Here is a 515-nt window from a genome sequence, read left to right on the forward strand (position 1 = left end):
AAAGCTGCCCATAAAAGGTTTTCCATATTGTCAATATGGTTTTTCTTGTGATAAACTATAGACAATAGGTATATACTTAAAAAAGAGTAAGGATGCTCTAACATCCTCACTCTTTTACAACAGCCGCTTATAAGGGCGGTGGCTGTAGGGTTGGATTAGTAAAATAGACCGCTAACCTTTTCCAGAGGGCGGTCTATTTCTTTTTGTTGAAGGAAACAATCAAGATCACTAACGTTGCAAATTGAATCATCAACATCAGCGTATCTTTAACCTCCACAGGCATCACCTCCCTTCCGGGAGACTTAGCCGACCGCCCACCTAAGCCATTCTGTTGTTACTGGAATTATAGCACGTAAATCCGTCCTTAAGCGACAACATTTTACATACTTATCCAGCCAATCTTATATGGACACTCATCGTCTTTTTCTGCTTACACACTCTACTTTGTCTCTATACGGGTATAGCTTCGCAACGCCAAAAAAAGTCCCAGCACAAAAATGAAACAAATACTGATG

Annotated in this window: 1 protein-coding gene; it reads right to left on the reverse strand. The window is 40.2% G+C overall.

Annotated features, from left to right (window positions below; translation table 11 throughout):
* Positions 1 to 193: 193 nt before the first annotated feature.
* Positions 194 to 283: a putative holin-like toxin gene (locus FOY53_RS24330; RefSeq protein ID WP_222435348.1), complete on the reverse strand. Its 90-nt coding sequence runs from the start codon at positions 281 to 283 to the stop codon at positions 194 to 196.
* Between the last annotated feature and the right edge of the window lie 232 nt (positions 284 to 515).

Origin of the sequence: Puniceibacterium confluentis, from assembly GCF_007923445.1 — a bacterium.
In the GTDB taxonomy this organism is placed as follows: domain Bacteria; phylum Pseudomonadota; class Alphaproteobacteria; order Rhodobacterales; family Rhodobacteraceae; genus Puniceibacterium; species Puniceibacterium confluentis.